The sequence below is a fragment of the Aquamicrobium aerolatum DSM 21857 genome (assembly GCF_900113935.1).
In the GTDB taxonomy this organism is placed as follows: Bacteria; Pseudomonadota; Alphaproteobacteria; order Rhizobiales; family Rhizobiaceae; genus Aerobium; species Aerobium aerolatum.
The window spans coordinates 179,957-199,473 of record NZ_FORF01000002.1 but is presented as its reverse complement, the minus strand read 5'-3'; the positions used below and the strand labels follow the sequence as shown (position 1 = coordinate 199,473).

Sequence of the window (19,517 nt, the reverse complement as noted above, 5' to 3'; positions counted from 1 at the left end):
ATATGAAATTCGACGATCTCGAGATTGCTCATGAAGCGCAGAACGTTCATGTCGTTGTCGTTGGTGCCGGCATTGCAGGCTGCGCGGCAGCGTTTCATTTGCTGCGTTCCGGTGTCGGCAAGGTAACCATTATCGACCCGGTTGAACCTGGTGGCTCAACCACCAGCGCTGGTGCAGGCTTTGTGTCGCACTGGTCGGCAGGCATGATCGACATGGGGCCAGAAGGGCTGACGCTGCAGCAATACGGGCTCGACTTCTATCGCGCCCTCGCCGAGTTGGGCCAGGATATCGGCTATCGGGCACGCGGCACGCTGATGCTCTCGCTGACGCCGGAAGGACACGAGCAGCATGTGCGTCCCGTGCTTGAATCCGTGCATGCACCAAAGGAGATGCAGGCTCTTGACCCCGCCGGGATCGAGAAGCTGACCCAAGGTCTGGTTGACACCAGTCGCCTCTACTCTGCGGCCTACAATCCTCATGGCATCCAGCTTGAAACCGGCAAGGCTATTGCTGTCCTGGGAGATTTGATCCGGGAGGCAGGTGCAAACATGCTGATTGGCAGTTCGGTCACCGGCGTTGAAGAGCATGCCAGCGGTGTGCGTGTGACCCTGAGTGAAGGCGATGTCATTGAGGCGGATGCCGTGATCTTGGCGGCGGGAGCTTGGAACAATAGTGTTCTGGAGCAGACAGGCTGGAAATTGCCGTTGCTCCGTGTGGTTGCAACGCGGATTCTCACTGATAATCGCGGACTGCCCGGCGTTTCTCCCACCATCCAGTGCCGCGAGCTTCGGTTGTGGCTGCGCGAAAGCTATGGCTCGGTGTTATGGGGCACCGCCATGGGCTACCGGCCCTTCTACCAGCTTGTAGGGGATATCAAGCGGGAGCCACCAGCTGGGCATCAAAACTTTCCCGAGCTCGTGGAGGCGCTTCACGCGCACCAGAGAGATGTTCTGGAAGATTATTTCCCTTCTCTCGTGGGCTCGTCGGTACAGGAATGCGTTCAGGGAATCGCCTGCTATACACCGGATAATGCACTGCTGGTCGGGAGAGTCCCGGGCACGAAGCGCATCGTCGTAGCGGGCGGAGACAACGAGTCGGGCGTTACTCACGGGCCCGGTATGGGGCGCCTCGCGGCAGAGATTGCGACGGGGAGGAAGGTCATCGCCGACCCACATCGTTTCCGTCTCGATAGGTTCGAGCCAGCCGCTTTCCCGGATGAAGCTGCAGTCGCGGCGGCGTTGGAACAGCATCGTGTCCTGCGTTTTAGAGAGGAAGCTTGATCCTGCAGCAGGTAGGCGAGCGAGTTTTTCAATGGCGCGGTAAGTATCGCTCCTGAAAAGAAACGAGGCCGTATGCGCCAGCGATGCAAGGCTGGTGCAGCCGTCCAAGTTGACGCAGCGCTCAAACGCACGTTAGGTAAAGAATAAGGGTAGCAGAGTGGTAGCATAAGGATCATTCAGCATTGAGTGGATTGGACGATTGCCCAATGAGTTCAGCCCTTGGAGGAGAGGCAGGTCCGGTGATCTGTCCGGACTTCAAATCCGGGTGGGGCCGTGAGACGGTCCCAGGTGGGTTCGACCCCCACTCTCCTCCGCCAGCTTGTGGAAGCGCGAAGTGACCGACAGCCATCCGTTCATCACAGCGCTTGCCGATGATGCGAAATGTTGCGAGCAGGCCGAGCAGGAATTCCGGGCAACGATGAATGCACGGGTTGCCGAACTCGCTCAGTCGCGTGCGTTTGCCTATCGCCGGATGAACGTGATGCGCTCGCTGTTCGATACCGTGTCGTCCGGTCAGGAAAGGGATGCTACGGTGGCGCGTGCGGTCGTCATGCTGCGCGATCGTCTTGGCTGGCGCGAAGACAGCGACGCGCGTCAGGAAGTGCTCGTGGAATACGAAAAGGTCGCGCAGACGGCCTTTGATGCCGTACACCCGTCGGAGGATAATGCGTTAGAGCCCGACATCGGGGAAGCGCTTGCCGTGTTTGAAGCCTGGTATGCCGAGGCGCGGGGCAAGCCATTCTGGGTGCTTTTCGAGCATTACATGCCGGAGACGCAGCTTGTCGACTTCTGATCCCCGCCCTGCCCTCTTCGATCAGTGGCTGCCGGCAGAATACCGCCGTCGTGGCGACTTCACCGTCCTCGTGGTTCTGGTGGGGATCGATACGCGTTCGATCGAGCTGTTGAGCTCCACCTTCATGAACGTCATCGGCGATGAGACGCGTTGGCGCGAAGTGCGCCAACTGTTTCAAAGTTCCGAAACCGACTGGAACGGTGCTGCCTTCTTCCCCGTCGACAGCGTCATCGGGCCGGTCCCCAACGACATGGCGCGTACACAGCTACGTGCTCTTGAAGAAAAGGTACGTGCTGACCGACGTGTCCTGAATGGTGGGCATTTCTTCGACAGAAAAGGTCGTCGGTTGAAGGTCGAAGAAATAGTCCACTGATGTTGTATGCGGTCGGTTGACTTGGTCCTGATCGCGTCTAGACTTCGATCAAGCGCTTGTACCTGATACCTGTGATGCGCCGTGCGCGCTCCGGCCTTCGGGCCGACATTGGGTTGCTGCCAACGCTTTCGCTCCACTCATATCTATCGGGAGGATAGACATGCTTCGCCTTATCGGTGGGGCGGTCACTGCGGTTGGCCTTGTGCTGGCGACCGCTGCGACTGCCGTTGCGCAGGACAAACCAACCCTCTACTTCTCGGCCATTCCCGACGATGATGAAACGCGGCTGATGCAGCGATTTGCCAATGTCGCAGAATATCTGTCCAAGGAGCTTGGCGTGCCGGTGCAGTATGTGCCGGTCAAGAACTATGCCGCATCCGTGGTCGCGTTCCGCAATGACCAAATCCAGCTTGCCTGGTTCGGCGGCCTGTCAGGGGTGCAGGCACGTCTTGCGGTTCCCGGCTCCCAGGCGCTGGCGCAGGGCGATGAAGACATGAAGTTCATCTCCTATTTCATCGCTCATGAAAGCACCGGACTGGAGGAAGGCGAAGTCTTTCCGAAGGCTGCTGAAGGCATGACGTTCACCTTCGGGGCGCAAACATCGACCTCCGGTCGCCTGTTCCCGGACTATTACATCCGCGAGGAGACCGGGAAGGCTCCGGACGAATTCTTCTCGCAGGTCGGCTTTTCAGGCGACCATGGCCAGACGCTGAAGGTCGTCTCCACCGGCGCCTATCAGATCGGCGCGCTGAACTACACAGTTTACGATACTGCGGTGAAGGAGAACGCGCCCGAAGTCGCCACCACGCGGGTTATCTGGAAAACGCCGCCCTATCCGGATTACAACTGGACTATCCGGGGCGATGCCGACGCACGGTTTGGCGAGGGCTTTTCCGACAAGGTCAAGGCCGCGCTGATCGGCATGACCGATCCGGAATTGCTGGCGTCGTTCCCGCGCAAGGCCTTCGTTGCCGCGAGCAATGACGATTACGGCCCGATCCTCGACGTCGGACAGAAACTGGACCTGCTCGACTAAGGCGATCTGCATGTCGACCGACACCGCTATGTCCGGCGTGACACAGCCGCACGAAACGCTGCGCTTCTCGGGCGAGACGTTTTCCTATGGCCGCAAGGTCGTTTTGGTCGATGTCGATTTCAGCCTGCGTCCGGGGGAGCGTGTCGTTCTTCTTGGGCGTTCCGGCGCGGGCAAGTCCACCTTGCTCAATGCGGTCTACAAGAAGCTGGCGGAGGGCGGCGCACGCGTCTCCCTCGTGCCACAGGAGCACGGGCTGGTTCCGCAGCTCTCCATTTTTCACAACGTCTATATGGGTCGCCTCGATGACCGCGGGGCGGTCTACAATCTGGCAAATCTTGTCTGGCCGATGGGGTCGGAGCGGCGGCGCGTCGCCGAGCCGTTGAAGATCGTCGGGCTTGACGGTCTGGAGCGGCAATCGGTGGAAAGCCTCTCTGGTGGGCAGAAGCAGCGCACCGCCCTGGCGCGTGCGATCCATCGCGGCGGCAGCATGCTGATCGGCGACGAGCCGGTGTCGGCAGTTGACGTGCAGCAGGCAGCCGGGCTCATCGGCGAGGTCGCCCGGCGCTTCGACACGCTCCTGCTGGCGCTGCACGACGTCGAACTGGCGCGCTCGGTCGCCACGCGCATTGTCGGCATCGCCGATGGTCGCATCACGTTCGACCGATCTACCGATGTGGTATCTGATGAGGACATCGATGTCCTATATCGCGGTCGCTGAGCGCTCCCTGCCCCGTCTTGGCCGTGTCGGCACAGCGGCGGCCTTCGTTGCGCTCGCGATCGCTCTCATGCCCGTCGCGGATTTCCGCATTGCGTCGCACGATCCCTGGGCCGAGTTGGCCCGGATGGGGCGCGGATTGCTCTCGCCCGACTTTTCCGCCATCGGCAGCCTCTCCTACGCTGCGGCACTGACGATCTCGTTCGCCATTTGCGGTGTTGCCGCTGGCGCCACCGTCGGCTTTGCTCTCGCTCCATTCTACCACTACCGCCCCGTTCGCCTCTTCTGCATCTGCATTCGCTCGATCCATGAGCTGTTCTGGGCCATATTGCTGATGCAGATCACCGGCCTATCCGCCGCGACTGGCGTGCTCGCCATCGCGATTTCCTATTCCGGTATTTTCGCCAAGGTGTTTTCTGAATATCTTGACGAAGCCGACCCCCGCCCTGTCGCGGCGGTGCCTCCGAAGGCTGATCCGATCTCGATCCATTTCTTTGCGCGCCTGCCGCTGGCGTTGCGCGAAATCAGGATCTACGTGCTTTATCGCCTGGAATGCGGTCTGCGCTCGTCCGCCGTCTTGGGCTTTGTCGGCCTGCCAACGCTCGGATTCGAGCTCGACAGTTTCCTCAAGCAGGGCATGTATGGCGCGGTCGCGGCGGTGCTGATCATCTATTATGTGCTCATCGCAACGATGCGCTGGTGGATGCGCGGCGCGCTGGCGCCTGCTTACATTGCCGCGTCCATCGCCTTTCTGGCGACGCTTCAGACGCCGCCGATGGCGTCCGGCGCACTGAGCAGGTTTTTGACCCACGACATCGTCCCGGCTCCGCTGCGCAATGGCGACATTTCCGAGTTGGCGACCTGGGGGCGGTTCTGGAGCTGGCTTGAGAAACTGATGCTCAATCAGGCTCTGCCCGGACTTGCGGCAACGATGATCGTGGCGCAGATCGCGCTAGTCGTGGCGGGAATCGTCGCATTGCTGGGCTTTCCGCTGATCGTGCGCTCGCTCACCGGTCGAATCGGAGCCGTTTTCGGCCATATCGGGCTGGTGGTCGGGCGCTCGACGCCCGAATACATGCTCGCCTACATTCTGCTTCAGGTGTTCGGTCCATCGATGCTGCCAGCGGTGCTGGCGCTTGGCTTGCACAATGGCACGATCATCGCGCATCTTCTCGGACGACAGTCGACGGGTATTCATCAAGGTCTGCGGGCGGACGCGCCACGAGGGGCAAACCTTTATTTCTTCGAACTTCTGCCGCGCGTCTACGGTTCGTTCCTCGCGCTCTGTTTCTATCGCTGGGAGATCATCGTGCGTGAGTCCGCGCTTGTCGGCTTGCTTGGCATCAGCACGCTCGGTTTCTACGTCGGTGCGGCCATTCAGGAAATCCGCATAGATCGCGCCGTGGTCCTCTTGCTTGTCACCATGCTGGCCACAGTCGTCATCGATATCATCTCGCGGCGGTTGCGTGCTGCGCTGGGAATCGAGTCACTTGGCGCGCGCACGCCTGCTGGGCGGGAAGTTTGAAATTAGCTGAGAAGTGACTTGGTTAGCTACGCAATTTCCTTGCGGTATTGAGCGTTTTTCAGTGCGCAACCGTAGTTTGACAGTCTGATGACGTAATTTATCTTCCATTGTGCAGCCGGCGACGCTAGACTGTGGCAAATATTTGGCATCCGAGCCCCGTTTCGATCGCGTTTCCGCGCGAGTCGGCGCGGGGTTTTTCATATTGAGTGATCGATGAAGCGGGTCGTTGAAATAGGTGTTCTTCTCTCGCGCAGTGGCATGTACGCAGCCCTGTCGCGCGCCAGCCGCGATGGCGTGCTGCGTGGCGTAGAAGAAGTGAATGCCGACGACAGCCTCGACATCACTTTTCGTGTTCACGAGTCCGATCCCGAGGGCCGGCTTGATCGTTACGCCGCGCTCTGCCGCGAGATCCTGCGGGACACGCCTGCGCGTCACATCTTCGGGTGCACCACGTCGGCCAGCCGCAAGGAAGTAATCCCGGAGCTGGAGCGTTTCGACGGCGTCCTGTGGTATCCCGTGCCTTATGAGGGGTTCGAAGCTTCGGAGCGTGTTGCCTACACCCATTCGTGCCCCAACCAGCATTTGTTGCCATTGCTCGATTGGGCGCTTCCGACGCTTGGCACGCGGGCCTATTTCATCGGCTCCAACTACATCTGGGGCTGGGAGCTGGCGCAGATCGCGCGTGAGCGTGTGCTTGGCGCTGGCGGAAGTGTGCTCGGCGACCGCTATCTGCCCATCGGCGACACCGAAATCGACCACATCATTCATGATATCCGCGCCCTGAAGCCGGATTTCATCCTCAACTCTCTCGTCGGAGAAAGCTCCTACGCGTTTCTGCGCCGTCTGTCGGCGCTGAAGCAGGAGCCCGGTTTCGACAAGGGTTTCACCGTGCTTTCGTGCAATTTCACTGAAAGCGAGATTGAGGCTACCGGAGGCGCGGCGGAAGGGCTCGTTGCTGCGGGGCCATGGTTTGAGCCGAATGGCGGTTTTGGCGGTTCGTTCCATGAAGTCGCCCGCCAGTCGGTGCATGAACTCGCGCAGCTTCTCAATGGGCGTCCTGGTGCTGAGAAGATGCCGCTTTCGGAGCTCCTGAATACCGCGATCCGGGCAGGTCAGAAGCCGCGCCTTGATGCCACGCACCTTCATGCCCGTCAGCCCGCCATCATTGCCCGACTTGAAAATGGTAGATTCAACGAGATCAAGTGCGTGGCGCCGGTCCGTGCTGACCCGTACCTGACGCACCGTTCACGCGCGCCGAAGGGTGATGTTTTCCTCAAGGTGGTGCCATGAGTCATTTCCGAACGGAAAATGTCGGGGGCTCGGTCGCGTGGATTCTCCACCGCCCTCATCCCTCGATTCAGGGGCTGGTACGACAGCTTGAAGTCATTGGGCTGGTGGTTCGCGAGGCATGGCCGGAACTGCCCGCCGAGGCGCTTGGTGCCGACTTCATCTTTTATGATGCCGATACTGGCCATAACGAGCAGTTCCCCTGGGCTCCCGGTGCATCGCCGATGCCGATGATCGCGCTGATCGCCTCTGAAGCGCCCGGCAGGCTGCGCTGGGCGATGGAAATGGGCGCGCATGCGCAGCTTCTGAAGCCGCTGAGCGACAAGGGCGTCTATGCCGCGCTGCTGGTTGCGCGCAGCAATTTCGACCTCGCCAAATCATCGGCGGCGTTGATCGCCGATCTGCAGAATCGCCTGTCGTCGCGCCAGACAATTGTCCGCGCCGTCATGATCTTCGTCATGAAAGGCAAGACCGAGGCCGAGGCCTATGACCTTTTGCGCCAGACCGCGATGGCGTGGCGCGTGACGATCGAAACCGCCGCCGAGCGGCTGGTTGCAAACCACTCGAACGAAAGGGGCACCGACGATGGCAGACATTTCGATCTCGCCTGAGCCATTGGCTGCGCCGGAAAGCGGACCCTCCGTCCTGCGGCGTCTGGTGCAGCGCAAACTCGCGTTGCTCGGCCTGCTGATCATCGCGATCTGTGTCGGCGGCGCGGTCTTTGCCAGCTGGATTGCTCCGTTCAATCCCTACGAGCAGTTTTTCGATGGCCTCACCATCGAGGGTGCGCCGCTGCCGCCGGGCGATCAGTTCTGGTTCGGCACCGACCTTCTGGGTCGCGACCTGTTTTCGCGCATTCTCTATGGCGCGCAGACCTCGCTGGTGATCGGTCTTGTTGCCAATGGCGCGGCGCTGCTGATCGGAACGCTGGTTGGCGTTACCGCTGGCTATTTCCGTGGTGTCATCGGCGGCATTTTGATGCGTTTCACCGACCTGATGATGGCTTTTCCGGCGCTGTTGCTGGCGATCTGCCTTGCCGCGATCTTCGCGCCGTCGCTGTGGATCGTGGCCATGGTCATCGCCTTCGTGAACTGGGTGCAGACCGCGCGCGTGATCTTCACGCAGACCTCATCGCTTGCCGAGCGCGACTACATCGCCGCCGAAAAGACGCTGGGCGCGGGCCATGGCCGGATCCTGTTCAAGCACATCCTGCCGCATCTGATCCCGACGCTGATCGTCTGGGGCACGCTGGGGATCTCCACCACCGTGCTGCTGGAAGCGACGCTGTCGTTCCTCGGCATCGGCGTTCAGCCGCCGATCCCGTCCTGGGGCAATATCATCTTCGAGAACCAGACCTACTTCCAGTCGGCACCCTGGCTCGTCTTCATTCCGGGCGCGGCGATCCTGCTGCTTGCCCTTGCCTTCAACCTCGTGGGGGACGCCTTGCGCGACATCCTCGACCCGACGCAACAGGGGCGTGACTGATGGCCGCCTATATCCTGCGACGCCTGTTCCAATCGGCACTGATCCTGCTCGGCGTCTCCTTCATCACTTTCGTGCTGCTCTACGTGCTGCCGGCCGACCCGGTGCGCCAGATCGCCGGTCGTTCGGCAACGGCTGCGACGGTTGAAAGCATCCGCCAGCAGCTTGGGCTCGACCAGCCGTTCCTCGTCCAGTACGGCAATTATCTCTGGAACCTCGTGCAGGGCGATCTGGGGCGGTCCTACCTGCAAAAGACCGAGGTTGCCGAACTCATCGCCTCGCGCCTTCCGGCCACGCTGCTGCTGCTGGTCGCGGCGATCTCCTGCGAGCTTCTGATCGGCTTGCCACTGGGCATCGTCGCCGCGCTCAACCGCGGCAAGGCCATCGACAATGGCCTGATGCTGACCAGTTTCATGACCGTCTCGGCGCCGCAATTCGTGGTCGCGTTGCTGCTGCTCTTCATCTTTGCGGTCAAGCTCGGCTGGTTTCCGATCGGCGGTTACGGCACCTTCGCGCACCTGGTCTTGCCAGCAGTCACGCTCGGCATCCTTGGTTCGGGCTGGTATTCGCGCATCATGCGCTCGTCGATGATCGACGTGTTGCGCGCCGATTTTATCCGCACCGCGCGCGCCAAGGGGCTGGGTCGCGGCAAGGTGATCCTCGGACATGCCTTGCCAAACGCGATCCTGCCGATCATCGCCATGATCGGCATCGACATCGGCCTGTTCATGTCCGGCATCGTCGTCGTCGAAAGTGTCTTCGGCTGGCCCGGCATCGGGCAGCTGGCATGGCAGGCAATTCAGCGTGTCGACATCCCGATCATCATGGGCGTCACGCTCGTCTCAGCTTGCGGCATCGTTATCGGCAACCTGATTGCCGACCTGATTTCGCCGCTTATCGATCCGCGCATCAAGTTGCGCTGACCAATCAACCAACAGGAGGACTGTAATGAGAAAGCTAATCCTATCGACAGCACTGGCAGCCATTTTCGCTCTGCCTGCCTTTGCCCCGGCATCGGCAACCGAGCCGAGCTATGGCGGCAACATGGTGCTGACCTACAAGGATGACGTCGCGACGCTCGACCCGGCCATCGGCTATGACTGGCAGAACTGGTCGATGATCAAGTCGCTGTTCGACGGCCTGATGGATTACGATCCGGGCACCACGACCTTGCGTCCGGGCCTGGCCGAAAGCTACGAGATTTCCGAAGACGGCCTGACCTACACGTTCAAGCTGCGCAAGGGCGTCAAGTTCCACAATGGCCGCGAGCTGGTTGCCGACGACGTCGTCTACTCGATCAACCGCGTCGTCAATCCGACCACCCAGTCGCCGGGTCAGGGCTTCTTCGCCTCGATCGAAGGCTATGACGAAGCAGCCGAAGGCAAGGCGGACGCCGTGGCCGGCATTTCGGCGCCGGACGCCGAAACTGTCGTCATCAAGCTTTCGCGTCCCGACGCTACGTTCCTGCACATCATGGCGCTGAACTTCTCGTTTATCGTGCCGCAGGAAGCTGTCGAAGCTGCCGGCGCGGATTTCGGCAAGAAGCCGGTCGGCACCGGTGCATTCAAGCTCGCCGAATGGTCGCTGGGCCAGCGTCTCGTGTTCGAAAAGAACGCAGATTACTGGATTTCGGGCGTGCCTTACCTCGACAGCTTCACGGTTGAAGTTGGTCAGGAGCCGGTCGTCGCCTTGCTGCGTGCGCAGAATGGCGAAGTCGACATTCCGGGCGACGGCATTCCGCCGGCAAAGTTCGTCGAAGTGATGAAGGACGAAGCCCAGGCGAGCCTCGTCGTCGAGGGTGGCCAGCTCCACACCGGATACATCACCATGAATGTCACGCAGGCTCCGTTCGACAAGGTCGAAGTGCGCCGTGCCGTCAACATGGCGATCAACAAGGACCGCATCATCCAGGTCATCAACGGCCGTGCAGTTCCTGCAACCCAGCCGTTGCCGCCGTCAATGCCGGGCTACACCGAAGGCTATGAAGGCTACAAGTTCGACCAGGAAGGCGCCAAGAAGCTGCTGGCCGAGGCTGGCTATGCCGACGGTTTCGACACCGAAATGTTCGTCATGAACACCGACCCGAACCCGCGTATCGCCCAGGCGATCCAGCAGGATCTGAAGGCCATCGGTATCAATGTCTCGATCAAGTCGCTGGCGCAGGCCAACGTCATCGAGGCTGGCGGTGCTGGCACTGCGCCGATGATCTGGTCGGGCGGCATGGCGTGGATCGCCGACTTCCCGGATCCGGCAAACTTCTACGGTCCGATCCTCGGCTGCGGTGGCGCGGTTGAAGGCGGCTGGAACTGGTCCAAGTACTGCAACCCGGCGCTCGACGAGATGGCCGCGGCAGCAGACTCGATCGTCGATCCAGCCAAGGAAGGCGAGCGTCTGGCCAAATGGTCGGAAATCTACATGAAGGTCATGGAAGACGCTCCATGGGCACCGGTGTTCAACGAACAGCGCTTCACCATGAAGTCCGCCCGCATGGGTGGGGCTGACGAGCTGTACGTCGATCCGGTCTCCATCCCGGTCAATTACGACTACGTCTTCATCAAGGAGTAACATCCGGCATGTGCAAGCACTGTAATCACACGATCCACGCCCATCAGCACCATTTCGGCTGGGACAACTCGTTTGCCCCTGCCCTGACGGCTGCACCGGGCGAGACGATCCTGTTCCAGTGCCTTGACAGTTCTGGGGGCCAGCTTGGCCCCCAGTCCACCGTCGAGGACGTGAAGGCGCTGGACTTCGGCAAGATCAATCCGGTCTCCGGACCGATCTACGTTGACGGCGCCAAGCCGGGCGACGTGCTCAAGGTCACGATCGACAGCTTCACGCCGCAGCTGCGCGATGGTGCGGGCTTCGGCTGGACCGCCAACATTCCCGGTTTCGGGCTGTTGACCGACCAGTTCCCTGAGCCGGCCCTCAATGTGTGGAAATTCGACGCCAGCAGCATGGAGCCGGCCCTGTTCGGCAAGAATGGCCGCGTGCCGCTCAAGCCATTTGCCGGCACCATCGGCAATGCGCTGGCCGAAAACGGACTTCACTCGGTGGTTCCGCCGCGCCGTGTCGGCGGCAATCTCGACATTCGCGACCTTGCCGCGGGCACGACGCTCTACCTGCCGGTAGAAGTTGACGGCGCGCTGTTCTCGGTTGGCGATACCCACGCCGCACAGGGCGATGGCGAGGTTTGCGGCACCGCAATCGAAAGCCCGTTCGATGTCGTCCTGACGCTCGACCTGATCAAGGACCAGCCGCTGAAGACGCCGCGCTTCACGACGCCGGGACCGGTTACGCGCCACCTCGACGCGAAGGGCTATGAAGTCACCACCGGCATCGGTCCGGACCTGTGGGCTGCGGCCAAGGATGCCGTTGCCAACATGATCGATCTTCTTTGCGCAACGCAAAAGCTCGATCCGGTCGACGCCTACATGCTCGTCTCGACCTGCGGCGATCTTCGCATTTCCGAAATCGTCGACATGCCGAACGTCGTGGTCAGCTTCTACTTCCCGAGGGCCGTCTTCGAATGACCTCCGCTATGCTTTCTCCCGTGGTCGATACAGCTTCCGACGTCGTTTTGTCGGTTCGCGACCTGCAGGTTTCAGCCCGTTCGGATCAGGGGCTCATCCCCCTGGTCGAAGGGCTCAGCTTCGATCTTCATCGCGGCCAGACACTTGCGATCGCGGGGGAAAGCGGCTCGGGCAAGTCGATCACCTCGCTTGCCTGCATGGGGCTTTTACCAGCCCCGGCAGTGCGCGTGACCGGCGGTTCCATTCGCTTCGGCGAAACCGAACTGACCACCTTGCCTGAGAAAAAACTCCAGGAGATGCGCGGCGCGCGCATCGCCATGATCTTCCAGGAGCCGATGACAGCGCTCAATCCGGTGATGACAATCGGCCGTCAGCTGGTTGAAGCGATCCGGGCCCATGAACCGCTGTCGGTTGCGCAGGCTCGTGCGCGTGCGCTTGAGGCCGTGCGCTCGGTTCGCCTGTCACAGCCGGAAAAGCGCCTCGAACAATATCCGCATGAACTGTCCGGGGGCATGCGCCAGCGCGTCATGATCGCCATGGCGATTGCGCTACGCCCGGATGTGCTGATTGCCGACGAGCCGACCACTGCGCTCGACGTCACGGTCCAGCGCGAAGTGCTCGATCTGCTGCGCGATCTTCAGAAAGAACTCGGCACCGCCATCGTCCTCATTACCCATGACATGGGCGTCGTCGCCGAAATGGCTGACCGTGTCATTGTCATGCGCAAGGGCAAGATGGTCGAGACGGCCTCGACCATCGACCTGTTCGACGCCCCGCAGGAGCAATATACGCGTGACCTGCTCGCCGCTGTGCCGCGCCTTGGCGCAGGGGCGTCGCGTCCGCTGCATGAGGGGCGTGACGTGCTAGTGCGTTACGACGATGTTTCGGTGAATTTCCCGATCCGTCAGGGGCTGTTGAGCCGTGTCGCCGCGCGCGTGCACGCCGTCGAGCATGTCTCGCTGGAAATCTATCGCGGCGAAACGCTCTCTCTCGTCGGCGAATCCGGCTGTGGCAAGTCGACCATGGCCAAGGCACTGGTCGGCCTCGTGCCGCATACCGGCCGCATCGAAATCAACGGCAAGGCGTTCGACGATCTCAACACCGCCGGACGCAAGGAATTGCGCCGTGACCTGCAGATCGTGTTCCAGGACCCGATGGCGGCGCTGGATGCGCGCATGACAATTGGCGAACTCATCCGCGAGCCGCTCGTCATCCACGGCATCGGCACCGCGCAGGAACAGCGGGCGCGGGTGCATGAATTGCTGGAGCGGGTGGAAATGTCGCCCAGCGTCTACAATCGCTATCCGCATCAGTTCTCTGGCGGCCAGCGTCAGCGTATCTGCATTGCGCGCGCCCTTGCGCTGAAGCCGAAGCTGATCGTCTGTGATGAAAGTGTGGCCGCGCTTGACGTTTCGATCCAGGCCAAGGTGCTCGACCTGCTGCGCGATCTGCAGAAGGAAAGCGGCGTCACCTACCTCTTCATCAGTCACGACATGGCAGTGGTGGAAAACATCTCCGACCGCGTTGCCGTGATGTATCTGGGCCAGATCGTCGAGATGGGCACCCGCGCGCAACTGTTCGGCAATCCCCAGCACGACTACACCAAGCGCCTGCTGGCCGCGGTGCCGGTTCCCGATCCACGCCGCGAGCGCGCACCGGTGCTGCGTCTTTCCGGCGAGATTCCAAGCCCGGTGTGGAAGGTCGGGGAAGAGCCGGAGCGCGTGCGTCTGGTCGATATCGGCGACGGACACCTCGTCGCCCAATAAGTCGTCGCTGCGAGAGCGGTGGCTGAACCATCGCTTCCATCAATTGCGTGAATCGATACCGGCGGATTGATTCATCGAACTCGTTGGACGATTGTCCCATGGCGCGAGAGAATCGCGCCATGAAAACGCCCTCCCCCTCCCCCGTTTACCTTCACCGCGTTGACAGTGCCCGCAACATGGCACGGTTCTATCTGCTGTCGGTTCAGCCAACGCTGTTCGGTCAGCTCTCGCTGGTTCGCAATTGGGGTCGCATCGGCTCTTGTGGGCAGGCAAAAATAGAGACATTCGACACGCCGGACGATGTCCAGAACGCCCTTGCGCGCCTTGAGCGATCAAAACGCAATCGCGGCTATGTCGACCCTGGCAAACCTGCCACCTCGAACCCTACATAAGTGCATGGGTCGACCGGCGCGGTGCCGGCCGGCAGGAGCGTGATCGACCATGACATTCTTGCTGCGCGAACAGTTTGGCTTCACAACCATCCGGGCCATCGGCGACTATTTGCGAGCGCATGGCTCGGGGCACCATTGGATCGAGAAAGATCACGGTCAGTTGTTGATCCATGTCTGCGACCCGCGAGACGAGGCGTTCCTGCGGTCCCGCTACAGCGATCTGCTCGACCCGCTCCCACCGACGCCCGTCACGAAGATTGAAGCGAGCCCAGTCGCTGGGCAATGAGGTCGAACACCGCGACGCTGTCGGCCTGCGTGATGATCTTGCAGTTGATGTCGCGTCCGGCGCGATGCTTTTCGGTCATGTAGGCCAGCGAGCGGCCAAAGCTGATGCCTGCGCTGTGGTCGACCTCGACATAGGCGTCGACGCCGGAAAATAGTGAACTGTCGATCAGCCATGCGATGACGCACGGGTCGTGCATGCACGGATCGCCCTTTGCATAGACCTGCATCATGCGCGCCATGGTCGGCGGGATTTCGCCTCGCATCGCCTCGAGTTGCGCATACCAGCTTTGGTCCGCAGTCACGTTGCGTGTCACGTCGAGGCCGAACATCGTCAGCTTTGCCCCGCTCGAAACCATGATCTGTGCCGCGTGCGGGTCGACATAGAAGTTGAACTCCGCCGCCGGCGTGCTGTTGCCGGGGCTGAATGCAGCGCCGCCCATGAAGACGATCTCGCGCAAATTTTCGGCAAGGCGGGGTTCCTTCACCATCGCCAGCGCCACATTGGTCATCGGGCCAATCGGGCAAAGCGTGATCTCACCCGGATTTGCCATCACCGTCTCGATGATGAAATCCACGGCGTGCTTGTCACCCAGCGGTACCGCTGTGGGATCGAGCCTGACATTGCCGAGCCCGCCCTCGCCATGAACCGAGGCGCGAGGACCGGTTGCTTTCATCAGCGGTCGGGAACATCCCTGATAGACTGGAATGTCCGTGCGCCCGGCCAGCGCCAGCAACCCGCGCGCATTGCGCGTCACGTCGTCAATCGAGACATTTCCGGCGACTGTGGTGACGCCCACAAGCTCGATGGACTCAGGCGCTCCCAGTGCCAGCATCAGCGCCACGGCATCGTCGACGCCGGGATCGCAATCCAGAATGATCTTGTGTTTCATGAGATTTCTCCATCTGCGGGCGGCGACACATAGCTCTTTGCGAAGCGGATTTCATCCTCCCGGCAAGGTGAATACGGATCGAGGCATAGCTGCGAAACGATCTTTGGAGCCCTTGAAGATGTGTCGCGGACGATTACGAAAGCTGAAGTGCCCGCTCCGGTTCGATCGCGTATTTGGCAATCATGCCGCGCAGATAGTCGGCGGCATCGGTACCCTTGAGCGCGCTGTTCCACAGCCGGTCGGCAATCTCTTCATGCAGATCCATCGCCTCCGGAGCGGAGGTGATCAGGGCAACGCCAAGGCTGACATTCGGCTGTTCGCCAAGCCGGAACGGACTGATGGCCAGGACCGATCGGTCGGCTTGACGGAAAATCTGGAAGCTCGTCGCCGGCACTGCTTCACGGACGATTCCAATCTGGATGCCGATCGGCTGGTCTTCGAGGAGATGCAGGATATGCTCCGCCTCGCGGCGAGCAGCCAGCCGCCTTTCGGCTGCCACTGCCGTCGGCAGGTCGTGCCGCCCGATCATGCCGTGAAGCAGGAACCGCTCCAGGTCGACCGACGAGATCAGGCTGACGATTAGCGGCCGACGAAGCCGGAAGGCCGATTTTCGCGCGTGCAGGATCTCCAGCAGCGCATCGACGGCGCGAATGCCTTCGGCGTCGATTCCATCAGGTACTGATTCCTTGAGTACGCGTGAGAGCAGATCGTCATATCGATCTGAGGTCAGCAGATAGGAAACCGGACTGAAAAGCCCGACAATCTGGTTACAATCCTCTTCCAGTTGACGCATCCGTTCAAAGAAAGTGATTGCTGTATTGACGTATTCGACGCCGACGCCCATCAGGCTTGGCAGTGACACGCCCAGTTCTCCGGCAATGCTGGTCAGTGTCTCGATCTTGCGGATTTCGCCCTTTTCAGCGCGATAGAGTGCGGCGCGCGAGATGCCGAGTTTTGCGGCTAGCTGTTCTGCCGATAGGGACTTTCCCAACCTGTGAGCACGCAGACGGGCGCCGATATCGCTGAAACGTATTCCATCGGCTGTCTGATTGGTCACGTCGCGCCTCACTGATGCTGTTGAATGCGTCGTCAACGCATCCGGTTTGGTCGGATCATGTCAATGAAATTTTTAGCACGCGGATCAGTTGTGAGACAACCTGCCAATCTGTCTCATTTTTGAGAAACAAGATTGACAAGTTGAGAGATTGTCCGATACGAATTTTTCTCCGGATTCAACTAGCACCAAGTGGAGGTGGGGAATGAACAGCGTTGTTCGCGGGCTTAAGTCAATTGCAATGGCAGGTGTCGTCAGTGTGGCGGCAGTTTCCTCCGTCTGGGCAGCAGACTTCGTAGCGAAGATTGGTCACCTGGAGGCTGCACAGCAGTCGCGCCATGTGCACCTTGAAAAGGTTGCGGCTCTCGTCGCAGAGCGCACCAATGGCGCTGTCGAATTCCAGATCTTCCCGCAGGGCCAGCTCGGCCAGCAGCGCGAGATGACCGAAGGTGTCCAGCTTGGGACGCTTGAGGCAACGGTTGCCCCGGCGGCATTCCTCGGCGGCTTCAACCCGGTCGTTTCCATTCTCGACATTCCTTTCCTGCTGCCGGACAATGATGAGCAGGCTCAGAAAATTCGCAGTGGTGCGTTTGGCAAGGCGCTTTGTGATACGTTCACGAGCCGTGGTGTTCATTGCGTAACGCTGTGGCCGAATGGCAAGAAGCACTTCACGTCGAACCGCCCGCTGGCAAATGTTGGCGATTTCGCCGGACAGAAGTTCCGCGTCATGGATTCAAATATCCTGATCGAGCAGTTCAACGCACTTGGTGCGTCGGCTATTGCGATGCCGTTCGGTGAGTTGTACACCGCACTGCAGACTGGCGTCATCGACGCGCAGGAAAACCCGATGGATACCATCCAGCGCATGAAGTACTACGAAGTGCAGAAGCATCTCGTGGTCTCCGATCATGGCGCAATGGAAGACGTTGTCCTGTTCAACCCGACGTTCTGGAACAGCCTGCCGGCTGAGTACCAGACCGTTATTACCGACGCATTCGTCGAGGTGGTCCCGGAACTGATTGCTCATAAGGCTGAGTCGGTGAAGGCTGCCCTTGAAGAGATCAAGGCGTCGGGTATCGACGTTCGCGAAATGGAAGCTGCTGAGAAGGCAGAGTTTCGCGAGAAGATGTATCCGGCCACCCGCGCGGCATTTCTCAGCCGTACCGGTGATGAAGGCCAGAGCCTGATCTCGATCTACGAAGAAGAATACGCTTCCGTCACGAAGTAATGACGAATTGAACGGGCGACGTCTGCTTATGTAGACGTCGCCTTTTTTGTTTCAGGCCTCTGAAGATGTTGCAGGGCCTTGGGGGGAAAGCCGTATGAAGGCGCTCAATGCTTTGCGGATCATGGAAAGAGTCACTGTTGTGACGATCTTTCTGGTCATGGTCACTCTCTATTTCGTCAACGTGATGTCGCGCCAGGTTGGGGGCACTTTCGCCACCAATTTCGCCTGGATCGAGGAGGCCGTCCGTCTGATGAGCCTGTTCCTGGTGTTCTTTGGCCTTGGGCTTGCGCTCGAACAGGGCCGCCAGGTTGGCGTCTACAGCTGGCGTGACCGTATCGCCAAGCGCCTTGGGTTGCCAATTCGCAAGCTTATTGACGTCGTCGCTGTTCTGTTCTGCGTGTATCTCGCGTGGCTTGGCTATGGGATGACCGTTTTCGTCTATTCGACCGGCCAGATCAGCCCGACGCTGAACATGCCTATTTTCTGGATCTATCTGGCTCCGACCATCGGGTTTTTGTTGCTGGCGCTGCGCTATGCCCTGAGCCTTTTTGGCGTGATCGACCGCTATTCCGCACAGGACGGGGGACACTGATGCTTCTTTTGGTCGTTGCAGTCACAGCAGTGGCTATGCTGGTGCTGGGCTTCGAGATGCTTCTCGTGCTCGGCGTGCCGGCTCTCATGGTCAAGGAATTCTTCTACGGCTCGCTGCCGGACCCGGTAATCGTGCAGAAGATCGTTGGTGGCATCAACCACTCGACCCTTCTGGCCATCCCGTTCTTCATTCTTGCTGCCGAATTGATGGGCGATGGCCAGATCGCGCGTCGCTTGACCTCAACTGCTGACGCGTTTCTGCGCCATTTCCGCGGCGGTTCGGGCTACACTGCCATTGGCGGCTCGCTTGCATTTGGCTCCGTCTCGGGTTCTGCCCCGGCAACAGTTGCAGCAATGGGACGTATGGTGTTCCCGGAAATGCAGAAGGCCGGCTTCAAGGATAAGTTCAGCCTTGGTCTGATCGCGTCGAGCGCGGAAACCTCGCTGCTGTTGCCGCCGTCGATTACCTTCATCATCTATGGCTGGATGACCGGTACGTCCGTGGCTCGGCTGTTTCTTGCAGGTATCGTGCCAGGGCTGGTGCTCGCTCTCTCATTTGCCCTTCTCGTGTGGTGGGAAGCGCGCAAGCACGGCGTGGCTCGCGGCGAAAAGGCCAGCTGGCGCGAGCGGCTGCAGTCGATCTCCCGCGCCAAGTGGGCGCTCGGGATGCCTGTGATCATCCTTGGTGGCATCTACACCGGTTATTTCACGCCGACTGAAGCTGCTGCTGCTAGCGTTGTCTATGCAATCTTCGTGGAAAGCGTGATCTTCCGTACTCTGACGTTGAAGAAGCTGTTTGCCATTACGGAGCGTGCTGCTCTTTCGACCGCAATCATCTTCATCCTCCTCGCACTGGGCGGTCTGCTTTCCTATTTTGTGACGCTGGCGCAGGTTCCGCAGGCGATTCTGACGTTCATCAGCTACATTGACGCCGGTCCTTTTGTCTTCCTGATCGTGATCAACGTGATTTTCCTGGTTTTCGGAATGTTCGTTGACCCGAATTCGGCATTGCTGATCCTCGTTCCGCCGCTTTATCCGGTCGCGATGGCGCTTGGCATCGACCCGGTCCACTTTGGCGTCATCGTGACACTGAACATTACCGTCGGCATGATCACGCCGCCGTTTGGACTGGACCTGTTTGTCGCTTCGTCGACGCTGTCCAAGCCGGTGATGCTGATTATTTCCGGCATCGGACCGTTCATCGTCGCCAATCTCGCGACGCTGATGATCATCACCTACATCCCGCCGGTATCCACCTTCCTGCCAAATCTCGTAATGGGTTGATGG

20 protein-coding genes and 1 tRNA gene are annotated in these 19,517 nt (G+C 60.2%); 19 read left to right on the top strand and 2 right to left on the bottom strand.

Annotated elements, in window-relative coordinates:
- The first annotated feature begins 2 nt into the window (after positions 1-2).
- From BMZ42_RS02545 to BMZ42_RS02470, 16 genes are all read left to right on the top strand, one after another.
- Positions 3-1,280: an NAD(P)/FAD-dependent oxidoreductase gene (locus BMZ42_RS02545; RefSeq protein WP_091518208.1), complete on the top strand. Its 1,278-nt coding sequence runs from the start codon at positions 3-5 to the stop codon at positions 1,278-1,280.
- A gap of 221 nt (positions 1,281-1,501) precedes the next feature.
- Positions 1,502-1,597 (top strand) — tRNA-Sec (locus tag BMZ42_RS02540).
- A 17-nt stretch (positions 1,598-1,614) separates the two neighbouring features.
- Positions 1,615-2,073, top strand: a complete 459-nt coding sequence (locus tag BMZ42_RS02535) for a hypothetical protein (protein ID WP_091518206.1) — start codon at positions 1,615-1,617, stop codon at positions 2,071-2,073.
- Positions 2,060-2,446, top strand: a complete 387-nt coding sequence (locus BMZ42_RS02530) for a hypothetical protein (protein WP_091518202.1) — start codon at positions 2,060-2,062, stop codon at positions 2,444-2,446. The genes BMZ42_RS02535 and BMZ42_RS02530 overlap by 14 nt, the downstream gene beginning before the upstream one ends.
- Before the next feature lie 160 nt (positions 2,447-2,606).
- Positions 2,607-3,482: a putative selenate ABC transporter substrate-binding protein gene (locus BMZ42_RS02525; RefSeq protein WP_091518199.1), complete on the top strand. Its 876-nt coding sequence runs from the start codon at positions 2,607-2,609 to the stop codon at positions 3,480-3,482.
- 10 nt (positions 3,483-3,492) lie between these two features.
- Complete coding sequence (locus tag BMZ42_RS02520) at positions 3,493-4,200, top strand: ATP-binding cassette domain-containing protein (RefSeq protein ID WP_210185193.1); 708 nt, start codon at positions 3,493-3,495, stop codon at positions 4,198-4,200.
- Positions 4,178-5,722: a PhnE/PtxC family ABC transporter permease gene (locus BMZ42_RS02515; protein ID WP_091518196.1), complete on the top strand. Its 1,545-nt coding sequence runs from the start codon at positions 4,178-4,180 to the stop codon at positions 5,720-5,722. Before BMZ42_RS02520 ends, BMZ42_RS02515 begins: the two co-directional genes overlap by 23 nt.
- Before the next feature lie 213 nt (positions 5,723-5,935).
- A complete protein-coding gene (locus BMZ42_RS02510) occupies positions 5,936-7,012 on the top strand; it encodes a transporter substrate-binding protein (protein WP_091518195.1) in 1,077 nt (358 codons plus the stop codon).
- Positions 7,009-7,620, top strand: coding sequence for an ANTAR domain-containing response regulator (locus BMZ42_RS02505; protein WP_091518192.1), 612 nt, complete (start codon positions 7,009-7,011; stop codon positions 7,618-7,620). Before BMZ42_RS02510 ends, BMZ42_RS02505 begins: the two co-directional genes overlap by 4 nt.
- Complete coding sequence (locus BMZ42_RS02500; RefSeq protein ID WP_091518188.1) at positions 7,595-8,494, top strand: ABC transporter permease; 900 nt, start codon at positions 7,595-7,597, stop codon at positions 8,492-8,494. Before BMZ42_RS02505 ends, BMZ42_RS02500 begins: the two co-directional genes overlap by 26 nt.
- Positions 8,494-9,414, top strand: coding sequence for an ABC transporter permease (locus BMZ42_RS02495; RefSeq protein ID WP_091518185.1), 921 nt, complete (start codon positions 8,494-8,496; stop codon positions 9,412-9,414). Before BMZ42_RS02500 ends, BMZ42_RS02495 begins: the two co-directional genes overlap by 1 nt.
- Positions 9,415-9,439: 25 nt before the next feature.
- The gene (locus tag BMZ42_RS02490; RefSeq protein WP_091518180.1) at positions 9,440-11,056 is read left to right on the top strand and encodes an ABC transporter substrate-binding protein; all 1,617 of its coding nucleotides are present in this window, start codon (positions 9,440-9,442) and stop codon (positions 11,054-11,056) included.
- An 8-nt stretch (positions 11,057-11,064) separates the two neighbouring features.
- Positions 11,065-12,024, top strand: coding sequence for an acetamidase/formamidase family protein (locus BMZ42_RS02485; RefSeq protein WP_091518175.1), 960 nt, complete (start codon positions 11,065-11,067; stop codon positions 12,022-12,024).
- 8 nt (positions 12,025-12,032) lie between these two features.
- Positions 12,033-13,790, top strand: a complete 1,758-nt coding sequence (locus BMZ42_RS02480) for an ABC transporter ATP-binding protein (protein WP_244523125.1) — start codon at positions 12,033-12,035, stop codon at positions 13,788-13,790.
- A gap of 119 nt (positions 13,791-13,909) precedes the next feature.
- On the top strand, positions 13,910-14,182 hold the full coding sequence (locus BMZ42_RS02475; protein ID WP_091518441.1) for a WGR domain-containing protein: 273 nt from the start codon (positions 13,910-13,912) through the stop codon (positions 14,180-14,182).
- 49 nt (positions 14,183-14,231) lie between these two features.
- Entirely contained in the window at positions 14,232-14,468 is a 237-nt protein-coding gene (locus BMZ42_RS02470) for a hypothetical protein (RefSeq protein WP_091518169.1), read from the top strand.
- Here BMZ42_RS02470 and BMZ42_RS02465 read toward each other — a convergent pair.
- On the bottom strand, positions 14,431-15,357 hold the full coding sequence (locus BMZ42_RS02465) for a nucleoside hydrolase (protein ID WP_091518166.1): 927 nt from the start codon (positions 15,355-15,357) through the stop codon (positions 14,431-14,433). The genes BMZ42_RS02470 and BMZ42_RS02465 overlap by 38 nt on opposite strands.
- Positions 15,358-15,490: 133 nt before the next feature.
- Complete coding sequence (locus BMZ42_RS02460; RefSeq protein ID WP_091518163.1) at positions 15,491-16,414, bottom strand: helix-turn-helix domain-containing protein; 924 nt, start codon at positions 16,412-16,414, stop codon at positions 15,491-15,493.
- Positions 16,415-16,616: 202 nt separating this feature from the next.
- On the opposite strand from BMZ42_RS02460, the gene BMZ42_RS02455 reads away from it, so the two are divergent.
- The 3 genes from BMZ42_RS02455 (at position 16,617) to BMZ42_RS02445 (ending at position 19,514) form a co-directional block, all read left to right on the top strand.
- A complete protein-coding gene (locus BMZ42_RS02455) occupies positions 16,617-17,639 on the top strand; it encodes a TRAP transporter substrate-binding protein (RefSeq protein WP_091518161.1) in 1,023 nt (340 codons plus the stop codon).
- Positions 17,640-17,733: 94 nt separating this feature from the next.
- Positions 17,734-18,231: a TRAP transporter small permease gene (locus BMZ42_RS02450; RefSeq protein ID WP_091518159.1), complete on the top strand. Its 498-nt coding sequence runs from the start codon at positions 17,734-17,736 to the stop codon at positions 18,229-18,231.
- Positions 18,231-19,514: a TRAP transporter large permease gene (locus BMZ42_RS02445; protein ID WP_091518157.1), complete on the top strand. Its 1,284-nt coding sequence runs from the start codon at positions 18,231-18,233 to the stop codon at positions 19,512-19,514. Before BMZ42_RS02450 ends, BMZ42_RS02445 begins: the two co-directional genes overlap by 1 nt.
- The last annotated feature ends 3 nt before the right edge of the window (positions 19,515-19,517 follow it).